Here is a 17,468-nt window from a genome sequence, read left to right on the forward strand (position 1 = left end):
TTAAAGTGCAAAGAAGGGCTCAATCTCCGCCGGGTTTTCATTGTTCGGATGCAGGAAGGTCGGCACTTCGCTGTCGGGTGGCAGAAGCAGGTAAACTCCAAAAGGCATCTTTGCAGAAATCCAGTTGCGTGGTCGGCGATAGATGAATTCAGAACGAGTTTGCGTGTAAAGCAGGAACTCGTTTTCTTTCGCATCATCGAAGGCCTTCCACAAAAGACTTTCAAAAATGTCGCCGTTGTCGGCGAACAGGAAGTTCAAGTATTTGAAATTAAATCCGGCTTCAATTTTCAGTCGGGAATAAGGTTTGGTCAGAGTGCGGGTCCAACCCAGCATTTTGCCAAACTTCAGAAACTGACGGAAGTTATGCGCGCGCAGGGAATATTGCATAGGAATAAATTCCTGCATTCCGCCTGCAGACCACGGGGCCACGCAGCCGACAATGTTTTCATTCTTATCGAAGGCAATGATAAAGTCTTCCAGCTTCAGACCTTTCCAGCGCTCTAATTTGTCAAAGAAGCTTGGAACATCCCAGGTCGTTGCCAGGTCCCGCTGACGGGATTTTTGCGTGATATAGTGAATCAAAGCATCCACGTTGGCCAGGCTGCCTCGACGCATGCGCAAGTGAGGCAGGGGATTGTGGGCCCAGGGCAGTCGCCCATGCACCGACACCATATTAAAGCGGCGGAACAGATGATAGTTAGGAAGCGGGCGCTTTAAGTTGCGTGGACGGACAAAGGCATTGAGAGCCTGCACGTCGGCCATGCTCATCACGGAAAACAGATATTTGCTGCCCAAAGTTTGCGAAACTTCATTCATGACCGGCAAAAAGTGCTGCGACCATTCCAGAACCGCACGACGGTTGGAGGAAATGCGCAAATCCCGCCCGAAAGCCACCTTGGTGATGCTTCCACCCAGTAAAACATCGCGGACTACGAAACTGGCCATGCCCTCGAGTTTGCCTTCGTCGTCTTTAAGCTGATAAGTCAGGTGTTGTTCGGCCTGCACTTCGTAAGGCGCAAAGAAGTCGCCATCGCGATCAATCTTGATTTCAACCAGGCCTTTGAGCGGAAAACTTTTATAGAACTCAACAAGAGCTTTAGAGTCCTCGGGTTTGGCAATCTCAAGTTTCATCTAGGTCTTCTTCCAAAGAACATCAGTCACGCCATTTTTCTGATTAGCCCAGCGAGCCGCCACAAAAAGATAATCACTCAGGCGATTCAGATACTGCAAAGTGTGGTCGTAGCGTTCGTCGTGGATGGCGATTTCCGCAGAACGACGTTCACTGCGACGACATAAAGTGCGCGCCACGTGCAGGTGAGCCGCCGTCGGATGCCCTGCCGGAAGGATGAAATTGCGCAGCTCGGGAAGTTCGATGGTCAGTTCATCAATTTGCGTTTCCAGATAACGGATTTGCTCTTCGGTGATCGGAGGTAAAAGTTTAAAGACCTCATCTTTTTCAGTCGCCAGCAGGCTTCCGATGTTGAACAGTTCGTTCTGGATTTTCTCCAAGGAAGTGTTGAGGCCTGACAGGGCTGGCAAAGAATCAAGGTGAGAGCGAACCACGCCCAAGTAGCTGTTTAGTTCGTCCACGGTCCCATAAGCTTCCACGCGCGGATTGAATTTTTCAACACAGGAACCATCCACCAAGCGGGTGTTGCCTTTGTCGCCGGTGCGCGTATAAATTTTTGCTTTGGGAGCGTTCGTCATAGATTTGACCCTTTATACTTTTAGTGTCACGGTTAAGGTCCAACAGGTCAAGAAGTGAGAGTGTTATGGCAAATGAAGTCCCCTTGATTGTGACGATCCCCCATTCTGGTGAAAAAGTTCCTGCGCAGACGCCGTGGCTGAATGCCTTGCCAGAAGAAGTTCTGATGTGTGACGTCGATCGTTATGTGGACTTTTTGTATGAACCCACTCTGCATAAGCTTAAAATTCCGTTTATGAAAACAGAATGGCATCGTTATGCCGCCGACCTGAATCGGGTGCCTGAAGATGTGGACGCAAGCTCGGTGATTGGTAACAGCAACCCGGCCGGGATGCACAACCGTGGTTTTCATTGGGTGATCACGACTTACAAACATCAGTTAATGCCAGCTCCGATGCCGCAACAGGCTCACGATGAATTGGTTAAGTTGGTGTATGAACCATTCCATGCCGGGGTTCGTAAGCTGTACTCAGACCTTCATGCGCAAGGATATACGAAAACTTATCACATCGATGCCCATAGCATGCCTTCGCTAGGGACCAGTGAACACCGGGATCCGGGCGAATTGAGAGCGGATATCGTTGTCAGTGATAGCAAAGGTAAAAGTTGTGACCCACGCTTTAAGGACTTGGTGATTGCGGCCTATGCGACGGCGGGTTTTAAAGTTGGCTACAATTGGCCGTACTTTGGCGGTCGTGTCACAGAGCAGTATGGCGATCCAAGACGCGAACAACATACGCTGCAGGTGGAGCTAAACCGCTCCCTTTACATGGATGAGAAGACAAAAAAGCTCAAGCCCGATGAGGCTCGCAAAGTTCAGGAAAAACTGCTCGCTGCTGTCAGTTATGTCCGCAACAATTTGATGCATATAATGTAGGGCGTCGAAAAGGCAAAAAGCATGGTCTTAAAAGCCGATCTAAATTATTGATAGCTAACGGAAAATATCAACTGGCTCTCAATAAGGTTTGGATAGCGACACCTATGTCCCAAATGTCTCTTTTAAAAAGAATCAACAAGCCCTTGGCTTCCTTGAAGCTGGCCGTCTTTATCATCGTGGCAATGGCGGCGATCACGGCTGTTGGTACTTTTGTCGAAGCAAAATACGACGCTTACGCCGCAAAAAAAATGGTTTATGACACCTGGTACATGTTCGGTGTGCTGGGACTTTTGGTGATCAATCTGACCGCTGTCATGGTGGATCGTTTGCCTTGGAAGAAACGCCACGTCGCCTTCGTGCTGGCTCATATCGGTATTATCATTCTGTTGGCGGGTTCTTTGCTGACTTGGAAATGGGGCTTGGATGGCTCCATGCGTGTTGGTATCGGTGAAAGCAATAACTTCGTGCAAACGGCGGAAACTGACATGGTGGTTTACACATCTTTTGATGGTGATCGCTATTCAAAAACGATGGAACAGGAAGTGGATTTCTTCCGCCGTCCGCCCACAGCGGAAAAGCCTTTTGTCATTCCGGCCTACGAAGGTGAAATCAAAGTTGTTGATTATAAAAAATATGTCGTGCCTTCCCGCAAGGTTGTTGAAGGTGAAGTTGGTAAAGCGGGTGCAGGCCTGCGCTTCCAGTTGCAGAATGACAATGTGAACGTGATTGAGTGGATCGTTCAGAAGAAGCCGAATGCTTTGGCCAATCATAACTTCGGACCGGCGCAGATTTTCCTGGGGCCGGCTCCGGAAAAGCCTCGTGGTGCCAATGAAGTTTTCCTGACTCCGGAAAAAGACGGGCTTCGCTATGTGGTCTTCCAGAAAGACTCTGCCAAGCCATTGAAAAAGGGCTTTGTTAAAGAAGGTGACGTTTTTGATCCGGGCTTTAAAATGGCTTTGCAATTCCGTGTGCTGCGCTTCATGCCAGCGGCTATGGAAGATTGGGATCTGAAGGAAATGCCACGTCCGACCCCGTTGACGACTTCAGCAGTAAAAATCATTTTTGACGGCAAAGAACACTGGGTGCTTTTGAATGATATGGTGAAACTTTTCACCAACAACGCCGTCTATCTTTTGACGTATGGCAATCGCCGTATTGATATCAACTTCCCACTGAAACTAAAAAGCTTCAATGTGGCCCGTTATCAGGGCACGATGAGAGCCGCTGCCTATGAAAGCGTTGTCGAGGTTCCTGAATCAGGGGAACATCTGATTTCGATGAATGAGCCTTTGAAGTACAAAGGTTTGACGATTTATCAGGCCAGCTTCCAGGAAGAGGAAGGTCGTCCTGTGGCTTCGATCTTCTCGGTGAATCATGACCCGGGTCGCTTCCTGAAGTATCTGGGGTCGCTGGTTCTTTCGCTGGGGATCGTATTGTTAATGTGGTTTAAGCATCTGGATTTCAAACTCGCTCGCAGTAAAGGGGCAGGGAAGAACGAATGAAAAAATTAATGCTCGTTATCGCATCATTGTTGGTGAGCTTCGGAGCTGTCGCGAAGCCGGGGGACGCATTGAAGTCCATGCCGGTTCAGGACGGTGGCCGTATCAAGCCCTATGACAGTTTCTCCAAGGAAATGCTGGAAATTATTTATGGCAAGACGAAGTTTGAAGGTCGCAACGCGACTGAAATCGTTTTGACCTGGATGCTTTCCCCGCAGGCTTGGGAAGGCAAAAAAATCTTTGAGGTGCGCAATCATCAGGTTTTGAAGGCTTTGAACCTGCCCAATGATCAGCGTTACTTCACCGGTGCGGAGTTGTTTGCCGGGGATCGCTTCACTTTGCTTCGTCAGGAGCTTCAGGCGAAACGTGAAACCAAAGAAAAGCTGGATCCGTATTTCCAGGCTTTGCAGCGTCTGGAAAATCAGTTCTTTATCTTTCAGGAAATTGCTGCGGGCCGCATGTTGAAAGTGGCTCCTCCGAAAGAGGGGGATGCTTGGCTGGCTGTGGCTGACTTGCCGGAGCCATTGCAGGAAAAATTCCTGGATGTGACCAAGGCCTTTGTGACTCACTTGGGGGCGATTGCGGCTCAAGAGGACCTGAGTACGACAGGCAAGGCGTTGGATGAAGCCGTTGTGAAGTTTGAAGAAGTGGCAAAAGCGGAAAATCCGTCCCTTTACAGTGTGGGCGGACGAATTTCTGCGGAAGTGCACTACAATGATTTCCACCCGTTCCGTTGGGCGTACATCTTCTACTTCCTGGCTTTCATCGTATTGTTGTTGGTCTGGACTTTGAATAAAGAGTCTTTGATGAAAGTGGCGTGGGCGCTGCTGGCGGTGGGGTTTGTTTTGAACACGTACGGTTTTGGTGTGCGCATGTACATCATGGATCGTGCGCCAGTTTCCAATATGTATGAGACCGTCGTTTGGGTGGCGTGGGGAACTGTCCTGTTTGCGGCGGTTCTGGAGCTTATCTATAAGTATCGTTTGATTTTGATGGCGGGGACTTTGGTGGGGGCTTTTGGATTGGTGATTGCCGACTTTGCTCCGGCCGTTCTTGATCCTAGCTTGCAGCCGCTAGAGCCGGTTCTGCGCAGTAACTATTGGCTGACCATCCATGTGATGACAATCACTATCAGTTATGCGGCTTTCTTCCTGGCTTTCGGCTTGGGGGATATTGGTTTGATTTACTATCTGCGTGGCGAGGAAAAATTCCAGCCGCAGATCAAAGCGATCACTATGAGTATTTATCGCGCGATGCAAATCGGTGTCGCGTTCCTGGCTCCGGGAATCATCCTGGGTGGTATCTGGGCGGATTATTCATGGGGCCGTTTCTGGGGCTGGGACCCGAAGGAAACTTGGGCTTTGATCGCGCTTTTGGGTTACCTCGCAGTTCTTCATGCCCGCTACGCTGGGATGTTGAGGCACTTTGGAATGATAGTGACTGCAATTATCACTTTCTCTTTGGTGATCATGGCTTGGTATGGAGTGAACTTTGTGCTTGGCGCAGGGCTTCATTCATACGGCTTTGGTGCTGGTGGAGTCGAGTATGTGTCTGCTTTCGTGGCAGTTCATATCTTGTTAGTGATTTATGTAGGTGTAGTTAGACAAGGAAAAGGGAAGAAGGTCGCGAAGTAGTCTGAAATTAGCTTGCACATTTTTTGGGCGAAAGGCGCGTGAGTCTCCTTCTTTTTCAATTTGTTTGCAAAAAGAATATGGACAACTGGACTTTTACACCATTAAATAGGAGCAAACTAAAATTAGGACAGCATTCGTTTGTCTTTGGCCCACAGTAATGAGTTAGCGAAGGATGATTATGCATCGGGTATTCAAAAGAACAGCGGCGGGCGCAGTGGCGTTTATTGGCGCGCTCATGGTTACAACACTTCTCGCAGGCTGCAAATTTCAGCCAGGTTGGGGATATAATAAAGGATACGCTCCAGAGCAGCCGATTCCTTTTGATCACTCCCTGCATGCCGGTACACACAAGATTCAGTGTCAGTACTGCCACAACCAGATTGAGAGAACAAAGCACGCAAACATTCCTGCACTTTCAACGTGCATGAATTGTCACTTGCAAGTAGCAACTGACAAGCCTGCGATTCAAAAGCTTCGTGAAGCTTATGATAACGGTGACTCCATTGAATGGACACGCGTTCACATGCTTCCGGACTTCGTTCACTTCAACCACAATGCGCACATTGCAAAAGGTGTAAACTGTCAGACGTGTCACGGTCCGATCGAGACCATGGCTAAAGTTCAACAGTTCTCTGACTTGTCCATGGGTTGGTGTGTGAACTGTCACCGTCAGCCAGAGAACAAGGCTCCTCTTAACTGCTCAACTTGTCACTACTAAGGGTTTGGTACAATGTCTGAACATCATCATGATCATGATCACGATCTAGAAATGAAAAAAGCGCTTCGCCCGAAAGTGGAGCGTGATACAAAATACTGGAACAGTCTTGAACAATGGAGCAACGATCCAGAGTTCAATAAAGTTGCCTCCACAGAATTCCAGTCCTCTCCATTGCGCGAGGCGGATGACGAAGGCGGCTGGGCACGTCGTGAGTTCCTGAAACTTATGGGCGCTTCCATTGCAATGGCATCTGCGGGCTGTATCCGTCGTCCAGTGCAAAAAATCGTTCCTTACAACAAGCAACCTGAAGAAGTGACTTTGGGTGTTGCGAACTACTATTCTTCCGCATACTTCGATGGCTCTGACGCTTTGGGTGTTTTGATTAAAACACGCGAAGGTCGCCCTATCAAAATTGAAGGCAACCCGGGCAACCCATTCAGCATCAGCGGTTTGAGCATCCGTTCTCAAGCTTCTTTGATGTCTTTGTATGATCCTGAAAGACTGAAAGGTCCTCAGCGCAATCTTTTCAATGAAAAGAAAACCAACAGCCAGGTTATCGACACTAAGTGGGAAGAACTGGATAAAAAAGTTGTTGAGCAACTTCAAAAAGGTGACGTTGTTATCCTGACAGGTAACGTGGCGTCTCCGGCGACTCGCGCGGTTATCGGCGACTTCGCTCAAGGCTTCAAAGCAAAACAAGTGGTTTGGGAAGCTTTTGCGAACGATGACGTTCGTGAAGGTCAACTGGCTTCTTACGGCGACAACGTGGTTCCGGCATTCCGCTTCGATAAAGCGAAAATGATCGTTTCCATCGACGCTGACTTCCTGGGTACATGGATTTCTCCAACGGCATTCACGAATCAATTCGTTGAAGGTCGTAAAGACATCAAAAACATGAACCGTTTGGTTTCTTTCGATTCCAACTATTCATTGACGGGCGCTAATGCGGACATCCGCATGAAGATCAAGCCTTCCCAGCAACTTGATGTTGTGATGGGTCTTCTTCATGAAATCATCGTGAAGAAAGGTGTTTCTGCGCACGCTGGTAACGGCGCTGTGAAAGCGGCTTTGGCTCCATTTGCGGATGTAGCTAAAAAATTGAATGTTGAACCGGCATTGTTCGCGAAAGTGGCGGCGGATCTTTGGGCAAACCAAGGTTCCTCTTTGGTTGTAGCGGGTGGTATCACTGCGCTGACTGAAAAATCCAAAGAACTTCAAGTGGCTGTGAACTTCCTGAACTCCATCTTGGGTAACGACGGTAAAACTGTTGACCATAAAGGTGGAAACCCGGCTCACAAAGCTTCTTACGCTGATCTTGCAAACCTGATCGCGGACATGAAGGGTGGCAAAGTTAAAACTTTGATCATCCACCGCGTGAATCCAGCGTTTGTATTGCCTGCTGAAATGGGCTTTGCAGAAGCAGTTAAAAAAGTTCAAATGGTTGTCTACACAGGTGACCGTATTGACGAAACAGGTGTGTATGCAGACTACATCACTCCGGACAACCATGCGTTGGAATCCTGGAGCGATATGGAGTTGGCGGCTGGCGTTTACAGCATCTGCCAACCTGCAATCCGCCCAATGTATGACACTCGTTCCTTCCAGTTGTCTTTGATGACGTGGGCGTACCTGGCAAATGTCGGTCCGTCTCGTCTTCGTGACTACGAAACATTCTATGATTACCTTCGTGTCTTCTGGAAATCTGACATTCATCCTAAGTATGGTAAAGGTCAGGGCTTCGAGGACTTCTGGCAGTCTGTTCTGCAAAAAGGTTATGCTGGCGAGTTGAACTCCGGTTCTTCTGCTCGCTCCTTCAAACTTGATGCATTTACGTCCATCAAGCCTGCAGCAGCGAAAGAAGGCTTTGAACTGGCTCTTTATGCGACTTCTCAGCACGGTGATGGTTCCTTGGCGAACGTTTCCTGGTTGCATGAACTTCCAGATCCAGTGACTAAAGCTGTTTGGGACAACTATGTGATGGTTTCTTTGGCGACGGCTGAAAAGCACGGCTTGAAACAAGCCACTGTTGTTGAATTGACTGTTGGCGAGAAAACTCTGGAGCTTCCAGTGTTGATCCAGCCAGGTTTGCATGACGATGTTCTTGCTGTAGCGGTTGGCTTCGGTCGTACACGCGCTGGTAAAGTAGGTAACGGCATCGGTAAAAACGCCTTCGCTGTTATGTCTGCAAAAGACGGCAAAGTTTTGGCTGCAGGTTTGACTGCAACCTTCAAGAAAACTTCCAAGAAGTATGAAATTGCGATCACGCAAGGTCACCACACTATGGAAGGCCGTACGATCGCGGTTGAAGCGACATTGGCTGATTACAACAAAAAGAAATCCACAGGCATCCCACACCCTCACGTATGGTCCATCTGGTCCGGTCACGAATACAGTGGTCACAAATGGGGTATGGCTGTTGATCTTCACACTTGCACAGGCTGTTCTTCTTGCGTGATTGCATGTCAATCCGAGAACAATATCCCGGTTGTGGGTAAGAGATACGTTATTGAAGGCCGTGAAATGCACTGGATCCGCATTGACCGTTATTACATCGGCAATCCGGAAAACGCAGAAGCGGTCTTCCAGCCGGTTATGTGCCAACACTGTGACAACGCTCCTTGCGAAACGGTTTGTCCGGTTCTTGCGACTGTTCACTCTGATGAAGGTCTCAATGACATGGTTTACAACCGTTGCGTAGGAACTCGTTACTGCGCGAATAACTGTCCTTACAAAGTTCGTCGTTTCAACTGGTTCAACTATGCGAAACTGATCGAAAAGCCATTGCACATGGCTCTGAACCCATCTGTGGGCGTTCGTACTCGCGGGGTGATGGAGAAATGTACATTCTGCGTTCAAAGAATTCAGGATGCAAAAACTGTGGCTCGCAATGAAAAACGTCAGTTGAAAGACGGCGACGTGAAAGTAGCCTGCCAAACTGCATGTCCTGCAGGTGGTATCGTATTCGGTGACTTGAACGATCCAAACAGTGCAGTAGCTAAAATCTTCAAAACTGAAGAACGTGCTTACGCTCTTCTTGAAGAATGGCATGCGAAACCTTCCGTTCGCTACCTTTCTAAGATCCGTAACAATGATAAAGAATCAACTGGTGATCACAAAGGTCACGGTACTGCAAAACAAGGTGAGCACTCATGATGAAGCGTAGCCCATTAGTCCTTGGCAATAAGACTTTAAAAGATGTTACTGACGACATCTGCGCTCCAGTGGAACGCTTCCCATCCAAAGGTTGGATGGGAATGTTCCTGGGGGCGAAGACGTTGCTTCTGTTCTATATCGGTATCCTGGCTGCCGTAGTCGGTGTGGGTATCGGTCTTCTAGGGGTGAACAGCCCGGTGTTCTGGGGTACGATGATCGTTACGTTCGTATTCTGGATCGGTATCGGTCACGCCGGTACTCTGATTTCCGCGGTTCTGTTCCTGTTCCGTCAAAAATGGAGAACTTCTGTGGCTCGTACCGCAGAGGCGATGACCGTCTTCGCGGTTATGACCGCGGGTCTGTTCCCGCTGTTGCACACCGGTCGTCCTTGGTTGGATTACTGGTTGTTCCCATATCCAAATCAACGTGGACCATTGTGGGTGAACTTCCGTTCGCCACTTCTCTGGGACGTTTTCGCCGTATCAACATACGCGACAGTTTCCATGGTGTTCTGGTACATCGGTTTGGTTCCTGACTTTGCAACTATCAAAGACCGTGCGAAAAACAAACTTCGCCGTACTGTTTACGGTGCGTTGTCTTTGGGTTGGAGAGGTACTGCGAAGAACTGGTCCCACTACGAAATGGTTTACTTGCTTTTGGCAGGTCTTTCCACTCCGCTGGTTTTGTCCGTGCACACGATCGTATCCTTCGACTTCGCGGTTTCTAACTTGCCAGGTTGGCATACAACGATCTTCCCTCCATACTTCGTTGCTGGTGCGATCTTCTCCGGTTTCGCGATGGTTGTGACGCTGATGACTTTGGTACGTATCGGTTTCCCTGAATTCAAAAACTACGTCACTCTAGATCATATGGAAGTGATGAATAAGATCATCATGACAACAGGTATGCTAGTTGGTTACGCCTACGCCTCTGAGTTCTTCATTGCTTGGTACTCTGGCAACCAATACGAGCGTTTCGTGTTCATCAACCGTGCGTTCGGTCCTTACGGCTGGTCTTACTGGATCATGGTATCTTGTAATACGATCTTCCCGCAGTTGTTCTGGTTCCGCAGATTCCGTCGTTCTATCCCTGTGATGTTCGTGGTTTCCTTGCTTGTGAACGTGGGCATGTGGTTCGAGCGTTTCGTGATCACTGTGACTTCCTTGCACAGAGACTTCTTGCCTTCTTCTTGGGGCATGTACGCTTGGTCATGGTTTGATACCGGGGTTCTGGTTGGTTCCTTCGGTATGTTCCTGACATTGTTCTTGTTGTATCTACGTTTGTTCCCTGCGGTTTCTATCGCGGAAGTGAAGCCCGTATTGCATGTAGGCTACGACGATAAAGGAGGGCACCACTAATGGCTAAATATACTAAAGGTATTGCTGGTATCTGGTTGGAAGAAGCTCAAGTCTTGAAAGCAGTTCGCAAAACTCGTGAAACTGGTTTCAAGAAATTTGAAGCGATCTCTGCTTATCCTATCCATGGTATGGAAGAAGCTGCGGGCATCAAGCGCTCTTGGATTCCCTACGTGGCATTCGTGATGGCGGTTGTAGGTTTGGGTGGTGGTCTTTGGTTGACCTGGTGGACTTCTGCGGTGGACTGGGCCGTGAATGTGGGTGGTAAGCCGTTCTTCAGCTTGCCGGCATTCGTGCCTATCATGTTTGAATTGACGATCCTGTTCTCGGCTTTGTCCTCTGTTGCGGCTTTGTTCTACGCTTGCGGTATTCCGCGCTTGGATCCTCCGGTGATTGATCCGGACCTGAGCTGCCACAAATTTGCGATATTTATCCCGCACAATGATATCGGTTACGACGAAGCGAAAATTGAACAGATGTTCAAAGAGCTTGGCGCAACTGACGTGAAGAAGACGGAGTACTAGAAATGAGAAGTCTTGTGAATATTTCTATGCTAGCAGCTGCAGGTTTGGCCGTAATGGCTTTGACCAGCTGTGGTCCACGCGGCAATAAGCCGAACGTGGAACTGATCCAGGATATGATGGTGACTCCGGCAGTAAAAGCTCAGTCTTATGATGCCGATGCTCCTCATCACCGTGGTATGCGTGTTCCTCCTGAAGGAACAGCTCCTGTTGGTTTTGAGCCGTACCAATATACGACTGACGTAGAAGGTGCTTCCAAAAATCTGAAAAATCCACTTGCTGGTAAAATGGACGAAGAGACATTGCTTGTAGGTCAGAAATTCTACGAGACAAACTGTGCTCTTTGCCATGGCTTCAAAGGCGAGGGTGGCGAGGCTGCACAGTCTTCCATCTCTGCAAAAATGGCTTTGAAACCACCTGCAGCTGTTTCCGACAAAGTTAAAGGTTGGACAGATGGTCACTTGTATCACGTGATCACAGTAGGTCAGGGTGTGATGGGGCCTTATGCTTCCCACATCCCTCAACAATACCGTTGGCAGGTTGTTAACTATATTCGCTTCCTTGAGAAGCAAGCTAAGTAGGTTGTAAATGGGCGAACACAATCACGTAAATCTACATGTTTCTAAATTCGAGGCTCCGGCGAAATTGAAAACGCTGAGCTTCGCACTGATCGCTATCGGGATTCTGACGTTTGTTGTTGGTTTGATGAAAAACCAGGACAGACTTTGGACTTCTTATTTGGTGGCGTTCTTCTACTTCTCCTGCCTGGCTGTCAGCGGCTTGTTCTGGATTGCCATCAACAACGTGGCAAAAGCCGGTTGGTCTGTTTCTATCCGTCGTTATGCTGAGGCCACAACATCCTTCATCCCGGCGATCCTGATCGGTGGTTTGGTTCTGTTGTTGGGCTTCAAACACCTTTACCCTTGGGCCAACCCTGAAGTGATCGCTGAAAATCCAGTGATCGCGGCAAAAACGGGTTACCTGAATATGGGTGGCTTCGTGATCCGTTTGTTCATCTTCGCAGTGGGCTGCATGATCTTCCGTCAGGTGATCGTGGGGAACTCTTTGAAGCAGGACAAAACCGGTGACGAATCTTTGACGACGAAGTCTGTGGCTCCGTCAGTTGGCTTCATCGTGTTCTACGCTTTGATGTTCTCTTTGTTCTGCGTGGATCTTTTGATGTCTTTGCTTCCAACTTGGTATTCTACCATCTTCGGAATCTATGGCTTCTCTGGTATGTTCCAGGCGGGTATGGCATTCTTGGCTATCGTGATTGTCTTGATGAGACGCGCTGGCTTTGTAAAAGGCTATATCACTGAAGAACACCAGCACGACGTTGTGAAGTACCTTAAAGGTTTCTCTATCTTCTGGGCTTATATTGCGTTCTCTCAGTTCATGTTGATCTGGTACGCTAACATCCCTGAGGAAACGGAGTACTATATCGCTCGTGCTCAAGGTGGATGGATGAGCATCTCTATGGCTCTTCTGATCTTCCGCTTCATCGTTCCGTTCCTGGCATTGTTGCCTCGTGGAGCGAAAAGAAACGACACGAACGTGTTGGCGATCTCTGTTCTTGTATTGGTTATGCAATACGTGGACATCTACTGGATGGTTTACCCGAACTTCTTCGATGGTCATGTGACCTTCGGATTCTGGGAAATCGGTGTATTTGCTGGTTTCGCGGGAGCTTTCCTTCTGACAATCATGTCCTTCTGGTCTAAGCACTCTTTGGTTCCAACAAAAGACCCAAGAATGCACGAAGCTTTGAATCACCACGTTGCTTACTAGTTGCAACGTCCGGTGGGGGTACATCCTCGCGCAAAGGGAGCCTTTTACTGGCTCCCTTTTTTTATTCTTTTTACCCTTCCGATAACTGTCGCCACGGAAAAGGTGCCTGGTTGTTTTTTCTGGCTACAGCGCGCTACGCCGCTGGTCGCGTCGTTGGAAACTTTTGTTAAGTGGCTTTGATTTAGAGTGTATTTTGTCTTGTTTTTCGACTTTGCTTGTTTCTCTTCTCTGTTGGCACATCCTTGGGGTGTATGGAGGACGTATGGGAAACTTGCTCTCGGTACTTGTGATCTTGTTGCTCTTGACGACTGTGGATTCCTTGGCGGCGCCTTCTGCCAAGACAGGTAAAGCCCAACAACTTGTGGATCAATACTATGCAGTTCCCGAACTTTGGGCCTCTATTTTGGGTAGCCCCCCGCGGCCTTTGCCGCCCGAGGATTATCCGCCGGATCAGCCTGGTAACCCGGGTAATCCACCTCCGAATCGGCCTCCCAACTGTCCGCCAGATAATGGGGGCGGGGGAGGTTTTCCTGGGCGTTGTGTGGAGGCGGTTTGTAAACAGCTCAGTCGCTTTGATTGTGATGATAGGGACGATATGTACGAAGTCACCCGGGCCTGTCGCAATGTCAGTGGTCCTTGTGTGACCAGTCTTTGCAGTCGTATGTCGCGGTTTTCCTGTGATGAAAAGCTAGAGGTTTTTGAGGTTGCCAATATCTGTCGGGGACTGGTGGATGTAGCTTGTATCGACTATGTCTGTTCGCGCCTGTCGCGCTTTGACTGTGATGAGTTGTCGGAGCTTCGTCAGATCGCCTTACAATGCCGGTAGGATATAAAGAAAGAGCCCAGAAAACTGGGCTCTGAAAATTCTTACTTGTTCATTTCGTCCTGGGCGCCTTTGACGGCGTCAACAGTGGCATCTTTGCCTTCCTCAATGCGATTGCCAGCTTTCTTCGCGGCGCACTTCATGTCGCCTTCCATACAGACAGCTTCCTCGGCGCGGTGAACGCCTTTCTTAGCCATACGTTTAGCTTTACGCCCGGCCTTTTTTGCTTCGACTTTGGCTTCTGCGGCGGCTTCCTTGGTTGCCTCTTTGGCTTTGTGCATTTCTGCGGAAGCCTTCTCTGATAGGGTTGGTTCTTCGGCATGGGCCATGGAAGTCATGGCAAAGACAGCGACCAAAGCTACAAATATAGATCTCATGTTTTCTCCTTCTTTATATGGGATAACTTGTGAACTTTTCTCTGAAGATAGTGGTTTGTATTTTTACTGAGGTAAATCAGTAATTTAACAATGTTGTTTAAAGCATTGTGTGCACCTGTCCATGTGCTTTACGGTGTTCTCAAATATAGACGGGGATGATCCGTGGGCTTCCGTTTTGCAATGAAGTCCTTTATGCGAAATGAACCTCTTAAGGACCTTATTTATCTCAGTTCGAGTCAGATTCTGCCGCTGTATCTGCAGAAATTGCGAGGCGTACGCTGGTATCGTTCTCAAAATGCAGCTGAGTTAAAGGAAGTTCTTAAGTCTCAACAAGGAGAGATCTACGTGATTGTCCGCTCTGATTATCTAAGTCTTCGTGCTGTTCAGGCTTTCCTCAGTTGGGGGCACGCCAAAGTTAAAGCGTCCTTTATCTTTATCGCTCAAAGTGTTGAAAATTCTGTTCACCAGGTGGTTCTTAATCACCCGCAAGTCCTGGTTTTGCGCGAATCCGAAAGAGAGCGCATTGAAGAGTTGGTGACGCAGCGCCTAAAAGGGGAAAGCGTGCGCAGCCGTAAGCAGGAGCGTATGGCGGTGTTGTCTCAAGTGATGTTGAAGAAATCTGTGATGGCTGAAAACTCACCGACGGGTGCCTGGGTTCAGTTCCTGCGTGAAGGAGTCATGGTGGACTTTTCGTCTGGCGGGGCTCAGATCACTCTGGGCGAGGAACCCGTACAGCGGAAAGACTTCATCAGCCTTATGTATAAGAACCAGCATGGGACCTGGGTGTCTGTGGAATCGCAAGTCCGCTGGGTGACGCAATCTCCGGAAGGCAAACAGGTTATTGGGGTCCAGTTCCTTGCCGTTTCCTAGCTTTTGACAGCTTTGATTTGGGTTGACCCTGCTCGTCGGTGGGATTACTACTAATGTGATGCAAATGCGCAATTATTCATCACATTTTCAAACTAGTACTGCTCGTTTCGCGACGACCTTTTCTTACTCCGGTGAAGCCGGAGTGCACACAAGCTAATGTCACAAATTACAATTATATTGCCGGATAACTCTACGAAGGTTTTTGACCATGAACCGACAGCGCTGGAAGTGGCGATGTCCATTGGCCCTCGCTTGGCCAAAGAAACCCTGGGTGCAAAACTCAACGGATCAACTGAAATTTCTGATCTTCGCACCGTTTTGAAAGATCAAACGAAGGTGGCTCTGGTCACCACAAAATCTCCTGAATCAGTTGAGGTTGTTCGTCATTCCTGCGCGCATATTATGGCTCAGGCGATTCAGGACATCTGGCCTGAAGTGAAAGTGACCATCGGTCCGGTGATCGACAATGGCTTCTATTATGACTTCGATTCTCCGTTTGCTTTCACTGAAGAGCATTTTGAAAAAATCGAAAAAAGATGACTGAGATCGTGTCCAAGGACCTTGCGATTCACCGCGAGGACTGGCCGATCCAAAAAGCGATCGACACCTTCAAAGGAATGAACGAACGCTTCAAGGTCGAGCTGATCGAGGATCTGGCTAAAAAAGGCGAGACCACTGTTGGTATCTACTTCAACGGCACCAGCTGGTTTGATCTGTGCCGCGGTCCTCACATCCAGTCCACGGGCCAGATCAAAGCGTTCAAACTTTTGAGCGTGGCGGGGGCTTACTGGAGAGGCGACGAGAAAAACGCCCAGCTTCAGCGCGTGTACGCGACAGCCTTCAACGACAAGAAAGATCTGGAAACATATCTTCACAATATCGAAGAAGCGAAAAAACGTGATCACCGTAAACTGGGTAAAGAACTGGGCATGTTCTATTTCAACGAACTGGCTCCGGGTTCTCCGTTCTTCACAGGCAAGGGCGCGACGGTTTACAATTCTTTGCAGACTTATCTGCGTGAACTGTATTTCGAAACAGGGTATCAGGAAGTGATCACGCCGCAGATTTTCGACGTGAACCTGTTCCATACTTCCGGTCACTATCAGAACTACAAAGAAAACATGTTCTTCACCAAAGTGGACGAGCGTGATTTTGCTTCCAAACCGATGAACTGTCCTTCTCACTGTTTGCTTTATAACTCTGATAAGTATTCTTACCGTGATCTGCCAATCAAAATGGCGGACTTTGGTCGTTTGCACCGCTATGAAAAATCCGGTGCCATGCACGGTTTGACTCGTGTTCGTACATTCTGTCAGGACGACGCGCACATCTTCTGCCGCATGGACCAGTTGCAGGAGGAAATCGCCAAGTTCATGAACCTGCTGAATCGTGTTTACGACAAGCTGGGTATGGGCAACTACAAGATCTTCCTTTCCACTCGTCCGGACAACCGTATGGGCAGTGAAGAGTACTGGGATATGGCCGAAGGTGCTTTGGCGGAAGCGCTGAAGTCCCTGAATTTGCCATTTGAACTGAATCCAGGCGATGGGGCCTTCTACGGACCAAAGTTGGATATCATGTTCGTCGATGCATTGAATCGTCCTTGGCAGTTGGGTACACTTCAAGTGGATCCAAATCTTCCGCAGGCCTTTGACTTGAAATACACGGGCGAGGACAACAAGGAACACCGTCCAGTGATGCTTCACCGTGCGATTCTGGGCTCTTTGGAGCGCTTTATCGGCGTTTACCTGGAGCATACCGCGGGTCATTTGCCACCGTGGATGATGCCAGTGCAAGTGGCGATTCTGAACGTGACGGATCGAGTGAACTCGTTCTGCGAAGAATTACAAAATTCTTTGAAAGGACACAACGTTCGCGTTGAGTTTGACCGCCGTAACGAGAAGTTGAATTATAAAATCCGTGAGGCTCAGCTGCAAAAAATCCCCTACATGATTATTGTGGGGGATAAAGAGGCTGAATCCAGAACGGTTTCGTTGCGTTTGAGAGACGGTTCAGAGCACAAAGGTCTGACTGTGGATCAGGTGATGAATTTGATTACGACAGATATTAAAACAAGAAGTTTGCAGAGCTCTCTTGCGAAGTCTGCAACGACAAACTAGACGGCGCACTTACGCGACGCTAGGATTT

Annotated in this window: 14 protein-coding genes and 1 pseudogene; 12 read left to right on the forward strand and 3 right to left on the reverse strand. The window is 48.6% G+C overall.

Annotated features, from left to right (window positions below; genetic code table 11):
- Both ACES2G_RS06970 and ACES2G_RS06975 read right to left on the reverse strand, forming a co-directional pair.
- On the reverse strand, nucleotides 1-1,131 hold the full coding sequence (locus tag ACES2G_RS06970; RefSeq protein ID WP_347358529.1) for a hypothetical protein: 1,131 nt from the start codon (nucleotides 1,129-1,131) through the stop codon (nucleotides 1-3).
- On the reverse strand, nucleotides 1,132-1,707 hold the full coding sequence (locus ACES2G_RS06975; RefSeq protein WP_347358530.1) for a cob(I)yrinic acid a,c-diamide adenosyltransferase: 576 nt from the start codon (nucleotides 1,705-1,707) through the stop codon (nucleotides 1,132-1,134).
- Between the two features lie 65 nt (nucleotides 1,708-1,772).
- Between ACES2G_RS06975 and ACES2G_RS06980 the strand changes: the two genes are divergently transcribed.
- The 10 genes from ACES2G_RS06980 to ACES2G_RS07025 all read left to right on the forward strand — a co-directional run bounded on the left by ACES2G_RS06980 (nucleotide 1,773) and on the right by ACES2G_RS07025 (nucleotide 14,076).
- Nucleotides 1,773-2,582 carry an N-formylglutamate amidohydrolase gene (locus ACES2G_RS06980; protein WP_374001652.1) on the forward strand — a complete coding sequence of 270 codons (810 nt, stop codon included), beginning with the start codon at nucleotides 1,773-1,775 and terminating at the stop codon, nucleotides 2,580-2,582.
- Nucleotides 2,583-2,686: 104 nt separating this feature from the next.
- Nucleotides 2,687-4,084 (forward strand): cytochrome c biogenesis protein ResB, encoded by a 1,398-nt coding sequence (locus ACES2G_RS06985; protein ID WP_347358532.1) that lies wholly within the window; start codon nucleotides 2,687-2,689, stop codon nucleotides 4,082-4,084.
- Entirely contained in the window at nucleotides 4,081-5,715 is a 1,635-nt protein-coding gene (locus tag ACES2G_RS06990) for a cytochrome c biogenesis protein (RefSeq protein WP_374001653.1), read from the forward strand. The genes ACES2G_RS06985 and ACES2G_RS06990 overlap by 4 nt, the downstream gene beginning before the upstream one ends.
- A gap of 178 nt (nucleotides 5,716-5,893) precedes the next feature.
- Nucleotides 5,894-6,433 carry a cytochrome c3 family protein gene (locus tag ACES2G_RS06995; RefSeq protein ID WP_347358534.1) on the forward strand — a complete coding sequence of 180 codons (540 nt, stop codon included), beginning with the start codon at nucleotides 5,894-5,896 and terminating at the stop codon, nucleotides 6,431-6,433.
- 12 nt (nucleotides 6,434-6,445) lie between these two features.
- Entirely contained in the window at nucleotides 6,446-9,586 is a 3,141-nt protein-coding gene (locus ACES2G_RS07000) for a TAT-variant-translocated molybdopterin oxidoreductase (RefSeq protein WP_374001654.1), read from the forward strand.
- Complete coding sequence (gene nrfD / locus ACES2G_RS07005) at nucleotides 9,583-10,944, forward strand: NrfD/PsrC family molybdoenzyme membrane anchor subunit (RefSeq protein ID WP_374001655.1); 1,362 nt, start codon at nucleotides 9,583-9,585, stop codon at nucleotides 10,942-10,944. Before ACES2G_RS07000 ends, nrfD begins: the two co-directional genes overlap by 4 nt.
- On the forward strand, nucleotides 10,944-11,465 hold the full coding sequence (locus ACES2G_RS07010) for a DUF3341 domain-containing protein (RefSeq protein WP_347358537.1): 522 nt from the start codon (nucleotides 10,944-10,946) through the stop codon (nucleotides 11,463-11,465). The genes nrfD and ACES2G_RS07010 overlap by 1 nt, the downstream gene beginning before the upstream one ends.
- A 2-nt stretch (nucleotides 11,466-11,467) precedes the next feature.
- Nucleotides 11,468-12,043, forward strand: a complete 576-nt coding sequence (locus ACES2G_RS07015) for a cytochrome c (RefSeq protein WP_374001656.1) — start codon at nucleotides 11,468-11,470, stop codon at nucleotides 12,041-12,043.
- Between the two features lie 7 nt (nucleotides 12,044-12,050).
- The gene (locus tag ACES2G_RS07020; protein ID WP_347358539.1) at nucleotides 12,051-13,250 is read left to right on the forward strand and encodes a molybdopterin oxidoreductase; all 1,200 of its coding nucleotides are present in this window, start codon (nucleotides 12,051-12,053) and stop codon (nucleotides 13,248-13,250) included.
- Between the two features lie 262 nt (nucleotides 13,251-13,512).
- Nucleotides 13,513-14,076, forward strand: coding sequence for a hypothetical protein (locus ACES2G_RS07025; protein ID WP_347358540.1), 564 nt, complete (start codon nucleotides 13,513-13,515; stop codon nucleotides 14,074-14,076).
- 41 nt (nucleotides 14,077-14,117) lie between these two features.
- Here the strand turns inward: ACES2G_RS07025 and ACES2G_RS07030 are convergent, their stop codons facing one another.
- The gene (locus ACES2G_RS07030) at nucleotides 14,118-14,450 is read right to left on the reverse strand and encodes a hypothetical protein (RefSeq protein ID WP_347358541.1); all 333 of its coding nucleotides are present in this window, start codon (nucleotides 14,448-14,450) and stop codon (nucleotides 14,118-14,120) included.
- Between the two features lie 192 nt (nucleotides 14,451-14,642).
- Between ACES2G_RS07030 and ACES2G_RS07035 the strand changes: the two genes are divergently transcribed.
- Both ACES2G_RS07035 and thrS read left to right on the forward strand, forming a co-directional pair.
- Entirely contained in the window at nucleotides 14,643-15,320 is a 678-nt protein-coding gene (locus tag ACES2G_RS07035) for a PilZ domain-containing protein (RefSeq protein ID WP_347358542.1), read from the forward strand.
- A 156-nt stretch (nucleotides 15,321-15,476) separates the two neighbouring features.
- Nucleotides 15,477-17,440 (forward strand): annotated as a pseudogene (gene thrS, locus ACES2G_RS07040) (threonine--tRNA ligase).
- The last annotated feature ends 28 nt before the right edge of the window (nucleotides 17,441-17,468 follow it).

Origin of the sequence: Bdellovibrio bacteriovorus, from assembly GCF_041888015.1 — a bacterium.
Lineage (GTDB): Bacteria > Bdellovibrionota > Bdellovibrionia > Bdellovibrionales > Bdellovibrionaceae > Bdellovibrio.

What these genes read in the sequence shown, in the direction of transcription:
- ACES2G_RS06970 (WP_347358529.1), bottom strand. Translation starts at nt 1,131, where the DNA reads ATGAAACTTGAGATTGCCAAACCCGAGGACTCTAAAGCTCTTGTTGAG.
- ACES2G_RS06975 (WP_347358530.1), bottom strand. Translation starts at nt 1,707, where the DNA reads ATGACGAACGCTCCCAAAGCAAAAATTTATACGCGCACCGGCGACAAA.
- ACES2G_RS06980 (WP_374001652.1), top strand. Translation starts at nt 1,773, where the DNA reads ATGGCAAATGAAGTCCCCTTGATTGTGACGATCCCCCATTCTGGTGAA.
- ACES2G_RS06985 (WP_347358532.1), top strand. Translation starts at nt 2,687, where the DNA reads ATGTCCCAAATGTCTCTTTTAAAAAGAATCAACAAGCCCTTGGCTTCC.
- ACES2G_RS06990 (WP_374001653.1), top strand. Translation starts at nt 4,081, where the DNA reads ATGAAAAAATTAATGCTCGTTATCGCATCATTGTTGGTGAGCTTCGGA.
- ACES2G_RS06995 (WP_347358534.1), top strand. Translation starts at nt 5,894, where the DNA reads ATGCATCGGGTATTCAAAAGAACAGCGGCGGGCGCAGTGGCGTTTATT.
- ACES2G_RS07000 (WP_374001654.1), top strand. Translation starts at nt 6,446, where the DNA reads ATGTCTGAACATCATCATGATCATGATCACGATCTAGAAATGAAAAAA.
- nrfD (WP_374001655.1), top strand. Translation starts at nt 9,583, where the DNA reads ATGATGAAGCGTAGCCCATTAGTCCTTGGCAATAAGACTTTAAAAGAT.
- ACES2G_RS07010 (WP_347358537.1), top strand. Translation starts at nt 10,944, where the DNA reads ATGGCTAAATATACTAAAGGTATTGCTGGTATCTGGTTGGAAGAAGCT.
- ACES2G_RS07015 (WP_374001656.1), top strand. Translation starts at nt 11,468, where the DNA reads ATGAGAAGTCTTGTGAATATTTCTATGCTAGCAGCTGCAGGTTTGGCC.
- ACES2G_RS07020 (WP_347358539.1), top strand. Translation starts at nt 12,051, where the DNA reads ATGGGCGAACACAATCACGTAAATCTACATGTTTCTAAATTCGAGGCT.
- ACES2G_RS07025 (WP_347358540.1), top strand. Translation starts at nt 13,513, where the DNA reads ATGGGAAACTTGCTCTCGGTACTTGTGATCTTGTTGCTCTTGACGACT.
- ACES2G_RS07030 (WP_347358541.1), bottom strand. Translation starts at nt 14,450, where the DNA reads ATGAGATCTATATTTGTAGCTTTGGTCGCTGTCTTTGCCATGACTTCC.
- ACES2G_RS07035 (WP_347358542.1), top strand. Translation starts at nt 14,643, where the DNA reads ATGCGAAATGAACCTCTTAAGGACCTTATTTATCTCAGTTCGAGTCAG.